Here is a 15,537-nt window from a genome sequence, read left to right on the forward strand (position 1 = left end):
CCACTATCATTATTACATAAAAAAAGAAAATCGACCATAAAAAGCGGTCGACTTTCCGTTATTTGTGAATTTTTTCAATAAATTTATGATTTAGTTATCGTCCATGGATGATAAATCGCCCGCCGGCAAGTCTAATTCCCAAGCTTTTAGTACACGTCTCATAATCTTACCACTGCGTGTTTTAGGAAGACTATCTTTAAATTCAATTTCTCTTGGTGCAGCGTGTGCAGCTAAACCATTTTTCACGAACACTCTAATTTCTTCTTTCAATTCATCGGTAGGTTCATAACCATCTCTTAAAGCAATGAATGCCTTAACAATTTCACCTCGAATTGGATCAGGCTTACCAATCACACCCGCTTCTTGAACTGCCTCATGTTCAACAAGTTTCGATTCGATTTCAAATGGTCCAACTCTTTCACCAGCTGTCATGATGACATCGTCCACTCGCCCTTGGAACCAGAAATAACCTTCTTCATCCATATAAGCTGAGTCGCCGGAAATATACCAGTCACCGATGAAATAAGAATCATATTTAGGTTTATTTTTCCAAATCTCTCTCATCATCGCTGGCCAACCTGCTTTAAGTGCAAGGTTCCCCATACGGTTAGGCGGTAACTCTTGTCCTTGGTCATCAACTATTGTTGCTTCTATACCTGGTAGTGGTTTACCCATTGAACCTGCCTTAATGTCAATAGATGGGAAGTTGACAATCATATGTGCACCCGTTTCTGTCATCCACCATGTATCATGGATTCTTAGACCGTACACGTCCATTCCCCATTTTACAACTTCTGGATTTAGAGGTTCACCAACTGATAAGATATGTCTTAGTGATGATAAGTCATATTTTTCAACAATATCATCACTTGCACCCATCAGCATTCTAAAGGCCGTAGGTGCACTATACCAAACCGTTACTTTTAGCTTTTCTAAAGCATCATACCATGATTCAGGTGAAAATCTTCCACCTACGATGACATTTGTTGAACGGTTCAACCAAGGTGCAAAAATGCCGTAAGATGTACCTGTTACCCAGCCTGGGTCAGCTGTACACCAATACACATCATCTTCTTTTAAATCTAAAACATATTTACCTGAAATATATTGCTGAATCATAGCTTCTTGAACGTGCAATACACCTTTTGGTTGACCAGTCGAACCACTAGTGTAATGCAGAATCAAGCCATCTTCTCGGTCTAACCATTCTATTTCAAAATCAACTGATGCGTCTTTTACTAGGCTTCGATAGTCAATAAATTGATCATCGACATCATCACCTACAACAACAACGTTTTTTAATTCAGGTAATTCATCAACTGGAATTCTCCCGACGAGTTCAGTACTCGTAATCACTGTTGACGCATCACTGTTTTCTAGTCTATCCTTGACTGCTTTTTCCATGAAAGCTTCAAATAATGGACCTACAATTGCACCGATCTTTAAAGCACCTAAAAGTGAGAAATATAATTCAGGTGAGCGTGCCATGAAGATAAAGACACGATCTCCTTTTTTTACCCCTATATCTTTTAATACATTAGCAGCTTGGTTTGATTTTTCTTGAATTTCTTTAAAGGTAAATGATTGAACCTCATCATCTAATTTGTAATGAAGCGCAATCTTATCCCCATATCCGTCATCGACATGACGATCAATCAGTTCATATGCCATGTTTACTTTACCGGTTTCATACCATGAAAATTGTTTGCTAACTTCTTCCCAAGATAAGTTTTCTTTCGCCGCTTCGTAATTCGGCATGTTTGCTTGTTGATCTGTTGCTTTATATGTTTCTACTTTCATCTTAACGACGCCCCTTGTTTGTAATATTTATTCCGTTTATATAGCCATTATATTGAAAGTTGATTTAAAATTCTATGAAAAAGACTAAATTCCTTGAATTTTCCCACAAAAAAATAAACCGTTTTCACTTTAGTATATATTCACTCTAATATATAATATAAATGAGTAGTAACGTATATAAATTTCACTAAGGGGTGTTTCGTTGAAGCATCAAAAAACGTACTATAAAACTGAAACTAGCGCTGACGATTACACTGTTATTATAGAAGGTCCACTCACTTCAAATGAGCTTAATCAATTTACTTTTGATGATGGTTTAGATGCCTTTCGGCAGCCAAAAGATCAATTCCAAGCACTTTTAGAAATTGCAGATTTAAATGAAGGTCGCATTATTATATGCAGAATTGATAACCATATTATTGGTTACGTCACTTTTTTACATCCCGACCCACTTGAGAGATGGTCAGATGGAAACCTCCCCTTCATAATGGAACTCGGTGCAGTAGAAGTCACTTTACCATTTAGAGGTTATAACCTAGCTAGCCACATGTTAGAGTTATCAATCAAGGATCATTTTGTCGAAAATTACATCATAATTACGACAGAATATTACTGGCACTGGGACTTGAAAAACAGTGGTCTCGATGTCTATGAATATAAAAATTTAATGATTAAATTGATGAAACGTGCAGGCTATGAAGTGTTTCAAACGAATGACCCAGAAATCACTGGCCATCCAGCCAATACTTTAATGGCGAGAATCGGCCGCAATATAAATGATGAGCAAATGCAACAATTTGATGAAATTCGTTTTAAAAACAGATTTTTAATCTGACGAAAGGTGCGTATTGAATGTTAGTAGAAAAGATTATGACCCGCCCAGTTAAAACTCTACATGAGAATGATACAATCCACGATGCAATGAACATGATGAGCAGCTTATCAATTCGACACGTACCGATTGTTAACGATGCCGGCGAGCTTGTAGGTATTATTTCCGATAAAGACCTCAACCTTGCCCTTCCCTCCATTGCAGGTGGTGATACTGAAATTTCTTTGGACCTGGAACTTAAAAAAATTATGAGACAACAAGTAACGACTTGTCATCCATTAGATTTCGTCGAAGAAATCGCCAAGGACTTTTACCATTATAGTATTGGTGCAATCCCTGTGATGAGCGGTAAGGCGTTAGTGGGCATTGTCACTCAAAAGGATATGTTAAATACATTTTTAGAATTAACAGGTATTAGAGAACCAGGTTCAATTATCGAAATTGATATCAAGGACCGGATGGGAATTATATATGATTTAGGTAAAATATTTAAAGATTTAAACATTAAAATCGCCAGTATTTCAATTTACCCAAATACTGAAGTCAAAGGCAACAAAATCATTGTCTTAAGAATTGAGGCTATGAATCCACTCATCGCAATAGAAAAATTAGAAGCCTCAGGCTTTAATGTGATTAGTCCGGGTGGGATGCACTGATGAAACCACTATATATTTATGATGATGAATTATTAAAATATCGCTTTAGTGACAGTCATCCTTTTAATCAGATGCGGCTAAAGTTGACCACTGACTTGTTAAAAGACAGTGGTTATTTAACTACAGAACATATTGTTAAACCAAGAACTGCCACCATTAAGGAACTTTCCCTGGTTCACTCAAAGGCATATATTCAAGCTGTTCAAGATGCAGGTCATAATTTGTTATCTACTGAAGAGTTGATTAAATATGGTTTAGAAACAGAGGATACCCCGAGTTTCAAAGATATGCATGAAAAGTCTGCCCTACTTGTCGGAGCTACCTTAACGGCAGTGGACCTTGTTATGACCGGGAAAACGAATCAAGCCGTTAATTTATCTGGAGGACTTCATCACGGATTTAGTGGTAAGGCGAGTGGCTTTTGTATCTATAACGATGCTGCAGTTGCCTGTGAATACATCGTCCAAAATTATAATAAGACTGTACTCTATGTAGATACAGATGCTCATCACGGCGACGGTGTTCAATGGACTTTTTACGGACGTAATGATGTTGCGACCTTATCTATACATGAAACAGGCCGTTACCTCTTTCCAGGGACAGGTAGTGTTACAGAGAGAGGGACTGAAGAAGGATTTGGATATGCGGTCAACTTACCAATCGATGCATTCACTGAAGATGATTCCTTTCTAGAAGTGTTCAAAAAATCTTTAGAAGGGGCGATTCAAAAATTCAAACCTGATATCATACTCAGTCAAAATGGTGTCGATGCACATTTTAGAGATCCAATGACTCACTTATCATTGACGTCAAAATCATTTGAAGAAATACCTAGGTTTGTTAAAAAAATGGCCGATCAATATACGAACGGTAAATGGATTGCTATCGGTGGTGGTGGCTATAACATATGGCAGGTCGTTCCAAGAATGTGGAGTCAAATTTGGTTGGCTATGAATGAAGAAGAAGCACCGAGAGGTCCCTTGCCTACTTGCTTTATAGAAAGATATAAAGATGAATGCAAGGTCGTTTTTCCGCTCAATTGGGAGGATACACTAGAAGATTATATGGAAATTCCTCGACGAAAGGAAATAACAGAGAAAAATCATAATACTTTAAATCGAATTTTAATGTATTTTGAACAATAAGTGTAAAGCGTATGCCCAAAATCGAAGCATACGCTTTTTTACTTTATCATAAAATAAAACACCTACTTAAGACAGACTATAATGTCCATCTTAAGTAAGCGTTATTGTGTATATTATCTAGTTGTCGTTCTATAATCGATACGGTGTGGTAATTCAACCATTGTCGTATCCACAGTCTCTTCGTTCATTAATTTTGTTAATAAACGCATGCCCACAGCACCTAAATCATAAAGTGGCACTGCTATGCTTGAAATTTTCGGTCTAACCATTGTAACAAGCCTTGTATTTGAACAGCTGATGATCTGTAACCTTTGTGGCATCGCAACGCCGTGGTCATGACCACCGTGTAAAATACCGATTGCAGCTTCATCACTAATGACAATTACTGCATCTCTTTCTTTGTTCATCAGATCACCGAAAATTTCTTTACCACTATCATAATCAGCAGCATCTTCAACCATTAAATAGTCATCACCATTTAATCCAGCTTCTTTATAAGCGGCTTTCATACCTTCAACCATACGGTTTTCTTGGAAACGTGAATAGCCAGCAGTAATGAAACCGATGTTTTTCGTGTCATCTTTAATAAATTTTGTTGCGGCTTCTTTAGCAGCCTCAAAATAGTTAATGTTGACACTCGGTATATCACTTTCAACTTCCCCACTACCACAGATTACAACAGGCACATTTGATGAAGAAATATCTTCTCTTACCTTATCGTTTAACTTACCTCCGAGAAATACAATACCATCAACTTGTTTACTCACTAAGTTTAAGAAGGCATCTTCCTCTTTTCTTGGATCCTGATCTGTATTTGTAATAATAATTTGATAATTATACATTTCTGCAATATCTTCTAAGCCTCTTGCCAGTGCAGAATAATAAAGGTCTGATATATCAGGAATAATAACGCCGACCGTCGTTGTTTTTTTACTTGCCAGACCTCTCGCTACAGCATTTGGTCTATAGTTTAACCTGTCTATAACATCTTTTACTTTTTTCCTTGTTTCTGGTTTGACATTTGGATTACCATTTAAGACTCTAGAAACTGTTGCCATGGAGACTTTTGCTTCTCTAGCCACATCGTATATCGTTACTGTCATAATATCCCTCCGAGTCTAATAGTGAAATGTAAGCGTTTTATATATATTAATATATCAAAAATGTTAGCACTCTCATAGCACAAATATACAAACATTATAACAAAAAATTCAGTCACATGTAGTGACTGAATAAAATACTCATATTCTTTTATTTGAAAAGCTTACTTATCGACGTATTTTGACATATCAACAACATTCGCTTTGTCTAAATTATCATCTGCGACTTCATCTCTTATTGCTCTCTTTTGAGCTTGGACATCCTCAGAATCAAGTTTCTTCACTCTAGATTTCTCATCTATTTCTGCTTTCTTGTGAAGCACTTTCTCTTTAACATCTCCAAACTTCTCATCTAACACTTCAGTAAATGAGGGACCATCGTGTCCGTCCTCATTCTTAACTGAATCCTGTAGTCGTTTAATGTCATCGCGTAATGCATCTCCCGATTTCGGTGCGATAAACAATCCCCCGACTACACCTGCTAAAAGACCAAGTGCAAGTCCGAAAGTGAAGTCTCTGCCAGTAGATCGTTCGACAGTGGCATCATATGTGTCGATGCCTTGAATGTGTCTGTCTCTATTGTACGTTTCCATGATTTTACCTCCAAATAGGATTAATCATTACACTTACAAGTTTTCGTCATTTTGTACGTTAACCTTACCGTAAGCATTATTTCTTTGTTGTTTTCTTAGCTGCCACTTGTCTGCAATTTCCATTGCAACATTTGACCATTGAACAACTTGTGAGATTTTCTCTTCATTTTGTGAAATGTTGTGAGTAATTGAATTTGTCACACGATCAACTGAATCATTCAAGTTAGTCACAGAGTAACCAACACCTTGAACAGCATCTACAACGGCATTAAGTTTTTCTGATTTACCTTGAATATCTTCAACAAGTCTGTTTGATTTGTGAAGTAAGTCAGTAGATTCACGTGTAATACCTTGAATTTGACCATCTAAACCATCGAGTGTATCAGCTACGTGGTCTAAGTTTTTCTTAACTGAGAATAATACAACTGCAATCGCGATACATAATACTAAAAATGCAATCGCAGCTATGCCTGCGGCAATGTATAAAACTATTTGCCAATCCATTTTAACGCCTCCAATATTTCTTAACTGTTTTCTTAATTATCATAGCCTAAATTTCATATCAATAAACATAAATTTCAATTATTTTATTAATTAAGATAATAATTCTGTGAAGCGTTTTTCATATTTTTGAATGTCTCCAGCACCCATAAAGATAATCACTCCATCTGAGTGTTGATCTAAACTTTCTAAGTTTGCTTCCGACAGAGATTCTGCACCGTCTATTAAATAAACTAAATCTCTTGACGTTAAATTACCGCTTGCTTCCCGAGCCGACCCAAATATATCAACAATATAGGCTTTATCTGAAGCAGATAAGGCTGTTGCAAATTCCTTTAAGAATTTCTCTGTTCGTGAGAAAGTGTGCGGTTGAAAGACTGAAATAATCTCTCTATTTGGGTACTTTTTACGTGCGGTTTCTAAAGTTGCTTCAATTTCTTTTGGGTGATGTGCATAATCATCGACGATCACCATGTTGTGAAGTTTAGTTTCTGAAAATCGACGTTTGACGCCACCATAGCTTAAGAATGAAGCTTTAATCGCTTCAATATCTAATTTTTCTAAGTAAGCAATTCCGATGACAGCAAGTGAGTTTAAAATTAAATGGTCACCAAACATTGGTGTTTTAAAAGTTTCAAAGTAGGCGCCATCAATTTTTACATCAAAGGTTGTACCTTTCTCACTAACGACAACATTCTCTGCAACAATATCATCATCGCTATCAATACCGTAAGTCACGACTTTTTTCCCTAAATCTTTTATCTCTTGTATGTGAGCGTCACCACCGTAAGCAACAATTGCTTTTTTCACCTGTGATGCCATCTCTTTAAAAGCATCAACGACATCTGAAATATCTTTGAAGTAATCAGGATGGTCAAAGTCTATATTAGTAATGATGGCATAGTCCGGATAATAGCTCAGAAAATGGCGTTTATATTCACATGACTCAAATGTAAAGTATTCACTTTTTGGTAGTCCAAAACCAGTACCGTCACCGATTAGATAAGTTGTATCTACCGAACCATTCATCACATGACTCAAGAGGCCTGTTGTAGAAGTCTTACCATGCGCCCCAGTGACTGCAACTGATATATAATTGCTCATAAACTCAGCAAGGAATACATGATAACGTACCACTTCATAGCCTAAGTCTCTCGCTTTTTTAATTTCAGGATGATCATCTTTAAAAGCATTACCTGCTATATATGTCATCCCTTCAACAATATTATCTTCAGAGAATGGAAGTACTTTTATACCCTTTTTACGGAGTGGTCCTTCAGTAAACACTTCATTTGTAATATCAGAGCCTTGAATGGTATGCCCAATGTCATGTAGTACCTGAGCTAAGGCACTCATACCCGCACCTTTTATTCCGATAAAATGATATTTCTTCACGATTACACCAATCTTTCATCGATTATTATGTTTTATGTGATCAAACACACTTTGCCTTACACTGTTATCAATTGTTCCAATCGACACACGGTTAGGCTTATTAGAAGTCGGAATGACAACTAACGTATCGTTACCTTCTGTCAACTCATGTGCGGTATTTACAGCACCATTATCTTTGTCGAAGAAGGAAATTTTTGTCTGCATTAATTGTAAAAGTTCATATCTAATGCCATTATCTTTATTTTTAAAGTTTGCCAAAACATGTATACCTAAGGGCTTACCTTGACGTAAAATTTGCACAAGCGCCCTTGGGACATCAGCGTTTTCGTTATTAATTAATGTTTCTAAGTCATCAATAATAACTACCATCGTTGATTTTTGGCTTTCATATTTAACACGATTGTTATAGCTTTGAATATTTCTGACATGTGCTCGTCTAAACTGAACATTACGTTCATTTAGTTCAGTTAAAATTTCTAGCAATGCATCGGGATGTGATGGACTAATTTTAGAACCAAAAGCATGAGGTACATCTAGGTAATCATCATAGTCATCTGATTCTGCGACAACAGATGTATTTAAGTCATGAGGGTTATGATTCATTAACAATGACAACAAAATATTATCTATTGGATGCACATCGTAATTCACTTGATTACCATATATTAAAATATGACCTGCCTTTGATAGCTCGTATGAGAAGATTTTATCATCCACTGTTTTTCCGACAGCAAACTTTAAATCATTCTTTCTGAGTTTTAAGCTACTGGATTCAAATAGTGTTCTAAAATGAATTGGGCTTACATTTTGTAAAGGTACTTCTAGGCCGATGTTTGATGCACCGATTAAGGAAGACATTATGCGTAAATGTTCTAAACCGAGTGCTTCTTTTAGTGCCTTATTTAAACGCGGAATATTAGACACTCTGAATGAACGATTAAGTTTTACTTCATAGCGTCCTATAATACCATTAGAAGTGTAATCAATCACTCTTCCCTCAACATCTAGTGTATCAAAAGCTTGATTGATGCGTTCACTTAATGACTTATCCATTTCTTTATAGCGACTATTTTGTGCCTGACCTAATATACTCACTCCAGGTTGGCTCACGTTTGGTCCAACCCGTTTAGCTGTCACCGCTTGTTGCTTTTGTTTTAAGCTATCTTGTTTAGAGCCTAATACACTTAGAGCCTCATTGTCCTTTTTCGTTACAGTTGCCCCAGTTCCTTTCACTTCACCATTCGCTTTTTGTACCTTACGCTTCTTCTCTTCAAGCGCTAAATCTAAACGACGTTGCTGCTCTTTACGCTTAAGCACATTCTTACGTTTTTCTTTTTTCTGTCTTTCTTTAACAATGTTGTCAACAATGACAGAATTATAGTTCTTAAATTTCTCTAAATATCTTTCGCGCTCATCTACAGGATTTGATTTTTTGTTTAGGCCGTGGATTGCAGATGGCACTTCTCTTGCTTTTAAGATTGTATAACGTGTTGGTCTTTTAACAGATGGTTTTGTGTCTAGATGTCTTGACTCTCTTTTAGGTCGCTTAACATAGTCAGGTGTCGAATTAGACGGCGCTTCGACACTACGATCATCATTTACTAGATTTGAACCATCTAAATCCATAGGAAATTTAAAAGATTCTTTCTTGTCTTCTTTATTTGAGCGTTCTCTGTTAAACTCACGCCTTCTTCTAGTCATTTCATCACACCTTTACTAGACTGAAAAAATTTCTCCGACATTATAACTATCATCGAGGACGTAGATACCTTTTACCCCGTCATCTTCTAAGTTCAATTCCTTTTTAGAACAAATCATACCGTTTGAATTTACACCACGTAAGACAGACGGCTTAATATAAAGACCATTTGGCATAATCGCACCATTACATGCCACGACAACTTTTTGTTCTACATCAACATTCGGGGCCCCACAGACGATCTGTAATAGTTCAGTCCCTACATCAACTTTTGTTACATTTAGTTTATCAGCATCTGGGTGTGGTGTCTTCTCTATTACTTTACCTACTATAAATTTAGGCTTTAGATCAAATTCGAGAGACTCAATATCATTTTTTGATAAAAGTTCGTTGATCAAAGGCACCATTTTTTCATAGTCTTTGTAAGATGTATCTAAATTGTCAAAATGACTTGAAGCGTTGAAGATATTTAAACCAATAACTTCATTGCCATCTTTGATTAACGTAATATCGCCTCTGGTATCATATGAAACTGTATCTGCTTTTTTCATCGTGACAAGTAAAACATCACCGATATGATCTTTATTGTATGTGATTCTCAAAAGTATTCCCTCTATTCTTCATCATTTTTCTTTTTATTATAGTTCCTTTGTTTCCCTAGAATAAACACTGGTTGAAGCTTATCTCCGTCATAAGAGAACGACAGCGACGTAATTGGTGTTAGACCTTCTGCAAAATACTGCATCATCATTTGAGCCATGATGTCATAACCAACATTATTTTTACAATCTGCAATAATCAACACATCTTGGTGAGGCAGTCCAACTAACATTTCACCTTCTGTTTGACTCAACATATCATTTAAAAAATCAACATTTAATATTCTAGAAGCATCATAACCGTCGTTGTGATTGACGAAATAAAAGTCATTTTCTTGAATCGTTTCCTTCTTCAAGTCGATTTTTAAATTCTTTAAGTTGTTATTTGCAAGCACCTTCATGTCTTCTTTTGACATGCTCATTTCTTCTAGTAGACTTTCATCAATGAGTCGATAGCTCTTTTCGAAATCAATCGCATAATAGATATTAGTTTCATTCGTATGTGCTTCAACAATAAAGTGTTTACCATCCTTAGTTTCAGTTGGGAAACTAGTCGCACGGATGACTGGGTAAACCATCGCGTCTTTTGGATCAATCGATTCTTCACCCATTCTTCTGAGTGACTCATCAATATAATAGACAATTTCATCAATGAGAGAACCGTCATTCTTCGCCTTTGTTAAAGCTTTAGACAAGGCTACTGTAATGCCCTTTCCATTATCTGTTCTCTCAACTCTGAGTGTTTCTTCTTCCCTATCAAACTTTTCTTTAAACTCAAGATTTTTTTCATTCAATTTTTCAATAATTAAGTTTTTAAATTTATATATATTCATGGTGACCTCCTACATTTATTTCCCTAAACGTATCACTTGATCTCCCGCTTTTATAAAGCCGAAGTGACTAAACAGCTTATAGAATATCAAAGTAATAATCAGAGGTAAAATAATATGAAATACTGATATCAAAACGATTGTTGATACTGATAAGCCCATCGTTTCAATCGCCATTATTTGACCAACAAAACCGCTCGTTCCCATTCCTGCACCAGCAGCATTGTTAGCCATGGGGAAAAACACAGTCATAATCGGTGCAATGATCGCACTCGATAATACTGGTGGTATGATGATAAATGGATTTCTTAGAATATTTGGTACTTGTAACATCGATGTACCTACCCCTATAGAGATCACACCAGAAATACCATTATCTTTATAGCTCATCGCAGCTAAACCGACCATGTGACAACAACATCCAATGACTGCTGAAGCAGCTGCTAATCCATTTAAATCTAACATTAAAGCCAAGGCAGCACTAGATAATGGTGCAGTGAGCGTCACTCCGAACACGACACTGACCAAGACACCCATAACAAAAGGTTGTTGGTCTGTTGAAAACATGATAATGTCACCAAGACCTGTCATCACGCCACCTACAGCCTCACCAATAAAGGAGGCACTAAAGAGCCCAATTGTTAAGGTTAATAAAGGGGTGATGATGATATCAAGCTTTGTTTTACTCTGATATAATCTTGCGAGCTCTATCACAATCAGTGCCACAATATAAGATGCTGCTGCACCACCTAGGTCATAAGAATATTGACTGACTGCAAGTGTTGAAAATATAACGAGTGGTGGGGATTTTAAACCATAAGCGATTGCTGCACCAATGGCGGCACCTGTAACACTCTGAGCCGCGTCTCCGATGGCTGAAAACCCACTTAAGATAGGGATGTATTTAGCGATAGTATTTATAATCAAACCGATGATTAAGGATCCAAACAAGCCTAACGCCATAAAGCTCATCGCTTCGATAAACCATCGATGTAATATTTTCTTCATCGTTTATCCTCTTAGTTCTTCAATTGTTTCTCTATTTGATTTTTTAATTAGTTCAGTTAACAATTTATTTGCATGAAGATAATCTTCGTAATTAATTATCGAGTTTGCAGTATGAATATAGCGGGAACAAATTCCGACTACAGCACTCACGACACCATCATTAGATACATGGATACTCCCTGCATCTGTTCCACCTGGTGAAGTATAGTATTGGTACTTAATATCATTTTCTTCAGCTGTGTCTATTAAGAACTGTCTCATCTTAGGCGCTAAAATCATTGTTCTGTCCATCAGTCTCAATAATGTGCCTTGTCCAATTTTACCCATGTCATCTTTCTTACCTAACATGTCGTTTGCTGGTGAACAATCAACAACATAAGCAATATCTGGCTGTACTAAATTCGCACTTGCTTTCGCACCACGAAGACCGACTTCTTCTTGAACATTTGCTCCAATGTATAAGTCACAGTCTAATTCTACATCTTTAAGTGCCTCTAAGACTTCAATGGCAATTAAGCAGCCATAACGATTGTCCCAGGCCTTAGCGAGTATTTTCTTCTCATTTTTAAGTACTTGGAAATCAACTTTAGGTACGATTGAGTCGCCTAAATTAATTCCCATCTCTAGAAGTTCTTCTTTAGAATCTGCACCGACATCAAGCAGCATGTCCTCAATTTTAGTTTCCTTATTGTTTCCTCTTCTAAAATGAACTGGGACACTACCAATTACACCAGTAATTTCCTCATTGTCTGAAGTTCGAACACTAAAACGTTGACTTAACAAAACATCTGTTGACCATCCACCTAGTGGTGTAAATTTGATGAATCCATTATCTGTTAACTCAGTGACCATGAAGCCAACCTCGTCCATGTGTGCAGCTACCATGACTTTTGGTGCATTCTCTTTCTTACTTCTTTTAACTGCAAAGATACCTCCAAGACCATCTTGGATTAGTTCATCTGCATTGTCTTTTAACTCTCTTCTCATATAATCTCTAACTTGATCTTCAAACCCTGGTGCACCGTGAAGTTCCGTTAAAGTTTTCATTCTTTCTAAAGTCTTTTGTGATAGTTCCATAAAATTACCCCTTTTTCTTGTTATTTCCCTTATATTCTATGGTAAACTGAGCTTTAAGGAGGATGTACATATGAAGCGTAATTTAATTATATTTACATTATTAGCTGTGACTGTAGTGCCATTAATTGTGTGGTTGAGTCTACATCGTAGAGTCGACACTAAGAAAATTGTTGATAATCTTCATCTACAATTTGAGGATATTTCATTTATCTCATTAGACTATCAAGCAGACGGAAGAAACCGTTTCGGACTCAACACAAATACAATCAGTGGGGTTTTACATGTCGGTAACGATGACAATGCTGTGAAGTATAACTTCCTAGCTGACCCTTATACAGCTGAAATCATGGAGATTACTATTCAGTAATCTCCATGATTTTTTTATTTTATCTGTTCGAAAGTTTTTCTAATTCTCTCTAAACCATCTTCAATTCTGTATCTAGGTGATGCTGCATTAAATCTGAAGTGCTTATTTTCATGATCTAAATACAACTTACCTGGTGAGACAGCAATACCCCCAATTTCAACAAGTGCTTTGTGAACAAGGTCAGCATCCAATCCTGATTTTTCAAAACTAATCCACCCTAAGTATGTCGCTTTTGGAATATCAAATGATAAATCATCAGCGAGATGTTCATCGATATAGTCGCTAATATATTTAAAATTGCCCTCAATATAAACGTTCAATTCGTCCATCCATTCACCGCATTCATTATAAGCGGCTTCGATTGCTGCTAAGGCGAGACTGGAAGCTGTATTTACGTTATAGCGTCCCCCCATAGCTTTATTAATATCCTGTGTAATGTTTCTATCTTTAGTTAGGAAATACGAATGAGGTAAGCTTGCCAGGTTAAACGATTTACCAAGGCCAGTTGTAATTAATACAGGATCATTTTCATTGATTAAGGAAACCATTGATACAAAATCTTCCTTAGGTCTTACAAAGTCCATATGGATTTCATCGCTAATCAAATACACATTATTGTCCTGGCAAATACCTTTAATGGTTTCTAATTCTGTTTTAGACCAAACTTTGCCTGTTGGATTATGAGGATTACAGTGAATATAAAGCGTGACTGAATCGTCTTCACAAAGTTTAGTGAAGCCTTCTACGTCTAAGAAGTATTCTTTAACTTCAGCATCGTAAATTAAAGGGGATTCCACAATCTTTCTATCATTTCCTTTAATTAAATTAGGGAATGAATTGTATGAAGGTGTCGTTAGAATGACGCCATCACCTTCCTCCGTCACTTGTCTGATTACTTCACCTACAGTGTATAAAACTGAAGCTGCATAGTGGATATTATCATTATCAAGCTCGACATTAAAACGAGTCTTCCACCAATGTTTAATCGGCCCATAAAAACGCTCATTCTGCCACATTGTGTAGCCAAATATCCCATTATCTAGACGCGCTTTAATCGCGTCGCGAATTACTTCTGGTGTTTGGATATCCATATCGGCAATCCAAAATGGTGCTAGGCCTGTCTGTCCAAATAAAGCTTCTGTGCCGTCGTATTGCACACTATATGTACCTTCACGCGTGGTGTGTTTATCAAAATTGAACTGTGTCATCATATTCCTCCACTCTATTCTTCTTATCCTATTATTTTAACATTCTTTATAGGATAATACACGAATATAAAAAAGCACCTTTCCTTAGAAAGATGCTTGAATCCAGTATATTTTATGACCACGGCTCGAGAATTTCTCCTCGTACTCAGTTCTGATATTATCTTCTGGTTCATTATCATGTACATCCAGATTAAGTGCTTGAAATCTCATGCCAAACGCATTCATCGACTGTAAACTATATTCAAATAGCCCTCTATTATCAGTTTTAAACTCGATTATAGAGTCGTCCTTTAAGATTTCTTTATAAGACGATAAAAACCCACTATGCGTTAACCTTCTCTTAGCATGTCGATTTTTAGGCCAAGGATCTGAGAAGTTTAAGTAGATTTTGTCCACTTCATCGCTGTTGAAGTAATCTGTAATCGTATTGGCATCTAAAAGGACAAGCCTTAAATTATCTAAGTCGTGTTCTTTTACTTTTTCAACGACACGAATCATAACATTCTTATCGAGCTCAATACCTACATAGTTTATATCAGGGTTACGGCTCGCGAGCGTAGTAATAAAAGTCCCCATACCTGTCCCCACTTCAATATGAAGTTCACGGTCGACAGGAAAGAAGTCCTTAATCTTTTTAGCATATTCATTATTAATATCCACAAGATGAGCGTTTGACTCTAAGTAGTCAAACGCCCATGGTTTATTGCGCATTCTCAAAGTATTCACT

Annotated in this window: 16 protein-coding genes; 4 read left to right on the forward strand and 12 right to left on the reverse strand. The window is 36.6% G+C overall.

The window, feature by feature from the left end; genetic code table 11:
• Positions 1–90: 90 nt before the first annotated feature.
• Complete coding sequence (gene acsA / locus EYB29_RS05560; protein WP_370545411.1) at positions 91–1,758, reverse strand: acetate--CoA ligase; 1,668 nt, start codon at positions 1,756–1,758, stop codon at positions 91–93.
• 244 nt (positions 1,759–2,002) lie between these two features.
• Between acsA and EYB29_RS05565 the strand changes: the two genes are divergently transcribed.
• Genes EYB29_RS05565 through EYB29_RS05575 form a run of 3 tightly spaced genes read left to right on the forward strand, consistent with a single transcriptional unit; the run spans position 2,003 to position 4,433 of the window.
• Positions 2,003–2,635 carry a hypothetical protein gene (locus EYB29_RS05565; RefSeq protein WP_026866702.1) on the forward strand — a complete coding sequence of 211 codons (633 nt, stop codon included), beginning with the start codon at positions 2,003–2,005 and terminating at the stop codon, positions 2,633–2,635.
• Between the two features lie 17 nt (positions 2,636–2,652).
• Positions 2,653–3,288, forward strand: a complete 636-nt coding sequence (locus tag EYB29_RS05570; RefSeq protein WP_026866701.1) for a CBS and ACT domain-containing protein — start codon at positions 2,653–2,655, stop codon at positions 3,286–3,288.
• Positions 3,288–4,433, forward strand: coding sequence for an acetoin utilization protein AcuC (locus EYB29_RS05575; RefSeq protein WP_035856160.1), 1,146 nt, complete (start codon positions 3,288–3,290; stop codon positions 4,431–4,433). The genes EYB29_RS05570 and EYB29_RS05575 overlap by 1 nt, the downstream gene beginning before the upstream one ends.
• Before the next feature lie 113 nt (positions 4,434–4,546).
• Here EYB29_RS05575 and ccpA read toward each other — a convergent pair whose 3' ends face one another.
• From ccpA to EYB29_RS05620, 9 genes are all read right to left on the reverse strand, one after another.
• On the reverse strand, positions 4,547–5,536 hold the full coding sequence (gene ccpA, locus EYB29_RS05580) for a catabolite control protein A (RefSeq protein WP_026866699.1): 990 nt from the start codon (positions 5,534–5,536) through the stop codon (positions 4,547–4,549).
• A 161-nt stretch (positions 5,537–5,697) separates the two neighbouring features.
• Complete coding sequence (locus tag EYB29_RS05585; protein ID WP_026866698.1) at positions 5,698–6,126, reverse strand: YtxH domain-containing protein; 429 nt, start codon at positions 6,124–6,126, stop codon at positions 5,698–5,700.
• A 33-nt stretch (positions 6,127–6,159) separates the two neighbouring features.
• Positions 6,160–6,630, reverse strand: coding sequence for a DUF948 domain-containing protein (locus EYB29_RS05590; RefSeq protein ID WP_026866697.1), 471 nt, complete (start codon positions 6,628–6,630; stop codon positions 6,160–6,162).
• Between the two features lie 90 nt (positions 6,631–6,720).
• Entirely contained in the window at positions 6,721–8,022 is a 1,302-nt protein-coding gene (gene murC / locus EYB29_RS05595) for a UDP-N-acetylmuramate--L-alanine ligase (protein ID WP_026866696.1), read from the reverse strand.
• Between the two features lie 15 nt (positions 8,023–8,037).
• Positions 8,038–9,723 (reverse strand): DNA translocase FtsK, encoded by a 1,686-nt coding sequence (locus tag EYB29_RS05600; protein ID WP_026866695.1) that lies wholly within the window; start codon positions 9,721–9,723, stop codon positions 8,038–8,040.
• A gap of 15 nt (positions 9,724–9,738) precedes the next feature.
• The gene (ytpR, locus tag EYB29_RS05605) at positions 9,739–10,323 is read right to left on the reverse strand and encodes a YtpR family tRNA-binding protein (protein ID WP_026866694.1); all 585 of its coding nucleotides are present in this window, start codon (positions 10,321–10,323) and stop codon (positions 9,739–9,741) included.
• Between the two features lie 11 nt (positions 10,324–10,334).
• On the reverse strand, positions 10,335–11,153 hold the full coding sequence (locus tag EYB29_RS05610) for a DUF1444 family protein (RefSeq protein WP_035856157.1): 819 nt from the start codon (positions 11,151–11,153) through the stop codon (positions 10,335–10,337).
• A 15-nt stretch (positions 11,154–11,168) separates the two neighbouring features.
• On the reverse strand, positions 11,169–12,158 hold the full coding sequence (locus tag EYB29_RS05615) for a PTS sugar transporter subunit IIC (protein WP_026866693.1): 990 nt from the start codon (positions 12,156–12,158) through the stop codon (positions 11,169–11,171).
• Positions 12,159–12,161: 3 nt separating this feature from the next.
• Positions 12,162–13,235: a M42 family metallopeptidase gene (locus EYB29_RS05620; protein ID WP_166626805.1), complete on the reverse strand. Its 1,074-nt coding sequence runs from the start codon at positions 13,233–13,235 to the stop codon at positions 12,162–12,164.
• Positions 13,236–13,305: 70 nt separating this feature from the next.
• Between EYB29_RS05620 and EYB29_RS05625 the strand changes: the two genes are divergently transcribed.
• A complete protein-coding gene (locus tag EYB29_RS05625) occupies positions 13,306–13,602 on the forward strand; it encodes a hypothetical protein (protein WP_026866691.1) in 297 nt (98 codons plus the stop codon).
• A gap of 14 nt (positions 13,603–13,616) precedes the next feature.
• Here EYB29_RS05625 and EYB29_RS05630 read toward each other — a convergent pair whose 3' ends face one another.
• Positions 13,617–14,810 carry a MalY/PatB family protein gene (locus EYB29_RS05630; protein WP_026866690.1) on the reverse strand — a complete coding sequence of 398 codons (1,194 nt, stop codon included), beginning with the start codon at positions 14,808–14,810 and terminating at the stop codon, positions 13,617–13,619.
• 84 nt (positions 14,811–14,894) lie between these two features.
• Positions 14,895–15,527 carry a tRNA (guanosine(46)-N7)-methyltransferase TrmB gene (gene trmB, locus EYB29_RS05635; protein ID WP_026866689.1) on the reverse strand — a complete coding sequence of 211 codons (633 nt, stop codon included), beginning with the start codon at positions 15,525–15,527 and terminating at the stop codon, positions 14,895–14,897.
• Between the last annotated feature and the right edge of the window lie 10 nt (positions 15,528–15,537).

This window comes from Jeotgalicoccus sp. S0W5 (assembly GCF_011634875.1).
GTDB classification, from domain to species: Bacteria; Bacillota; Bacilli; order Staphylococcales; family Salinicoccaceae; genus Jeotgalicoccus; species Jeotgalicoccus marinus.

What these genes read in the sequence shown, in the direction of transcription:
- acsA (WP_370545411.1), bottom strand. Translation starts at nt 1,758, where the DNA reads ATGCCGAATTACGAAGCGGCGAAAGAAAACTTATCTTGGGAAGAAGTT.
- EYB29_RS05570 (WP_026866701.1), top strand. Translation starts at nt 2,653, where the DNA reads ATGTTAGTAGAAAAGATTATGACCCGCCCAGTTAAAACTCTACATGAG.
- EYB29_RS05575 (WP_035856160.1), top strand. Translation starts at nt 3,288, where the DNA reads ATGAAACCACTATATATTTATGATGATGAATTATTAAAATATCGCTTT.
- ccpA (WP_026866699.1), bottom strand. Translation starts at nt 5,536, where the DNA reads ATGACAGTAACGATATACGATGTGGCTAGAGAAGCAAAAGTCTCCATG.
- EYB29_RS05585 (WP_026866698.1), bottom strand. Translation starts at nt 6,126, where the DNA reads ATGGAAACGTACAATAGAGACAGACACATTCAAGGCATCGACACATAT.
- EYB29_RS05590 (WP_026866697.1), bottom strand. Translation starts at nt 6,630, where the DNA reads ATGGATTGGCAAATAGTTTTATACATTGCCGCAGGCATAGCTGCGATT.
- EYB29_RS05600 (WP_026866695.1), bottom strand. Translation starts at nt 9,723, where the DNA reads ATGACTAGAAGAAGGCGTGAGTTTAACAGAGAACGCTCAAATAAAGAA.
- EYB29_RS05610 (WP_035856157.1), bottom strand. Translation starts at nt 11,153, where the DNA reads ATGAATATATATAAATTTAAAAACTTAATTATTGAAAAATTGAATGAA.
- EYB29_RS05615 (WP_026866693.1), bottom strand. Translation starts at nt 12,158, where the DNA reads ATGAAGAAAATATTACATCGATGGTTTATCGAAGCGATGAGCTTTATG.
- EYB29_RS05620 (WP_166626805.1), bottom strand. Translation starts at nt 13,235, where the DNA reads ATGGAACTATCACAAAAGACTTTAGAAAGAATGAAAACTTTAACGGAA.
- EYB29_RS05625 (WP_026866691.1), top strand. Translation starts at nt 13,306, where the DNA reads ATGAAGCGTAATTTAATTATATTTACATTATTAGCTGTGACTGTAGTG.
- EYB29_RS05630 (WP_026866690.1), bottom strand. Translation starts at nt 14,810, where the DNA reads ATGACACAGTTCAATTTTGATAAACACACCACGCGTGAAGGTACATAT.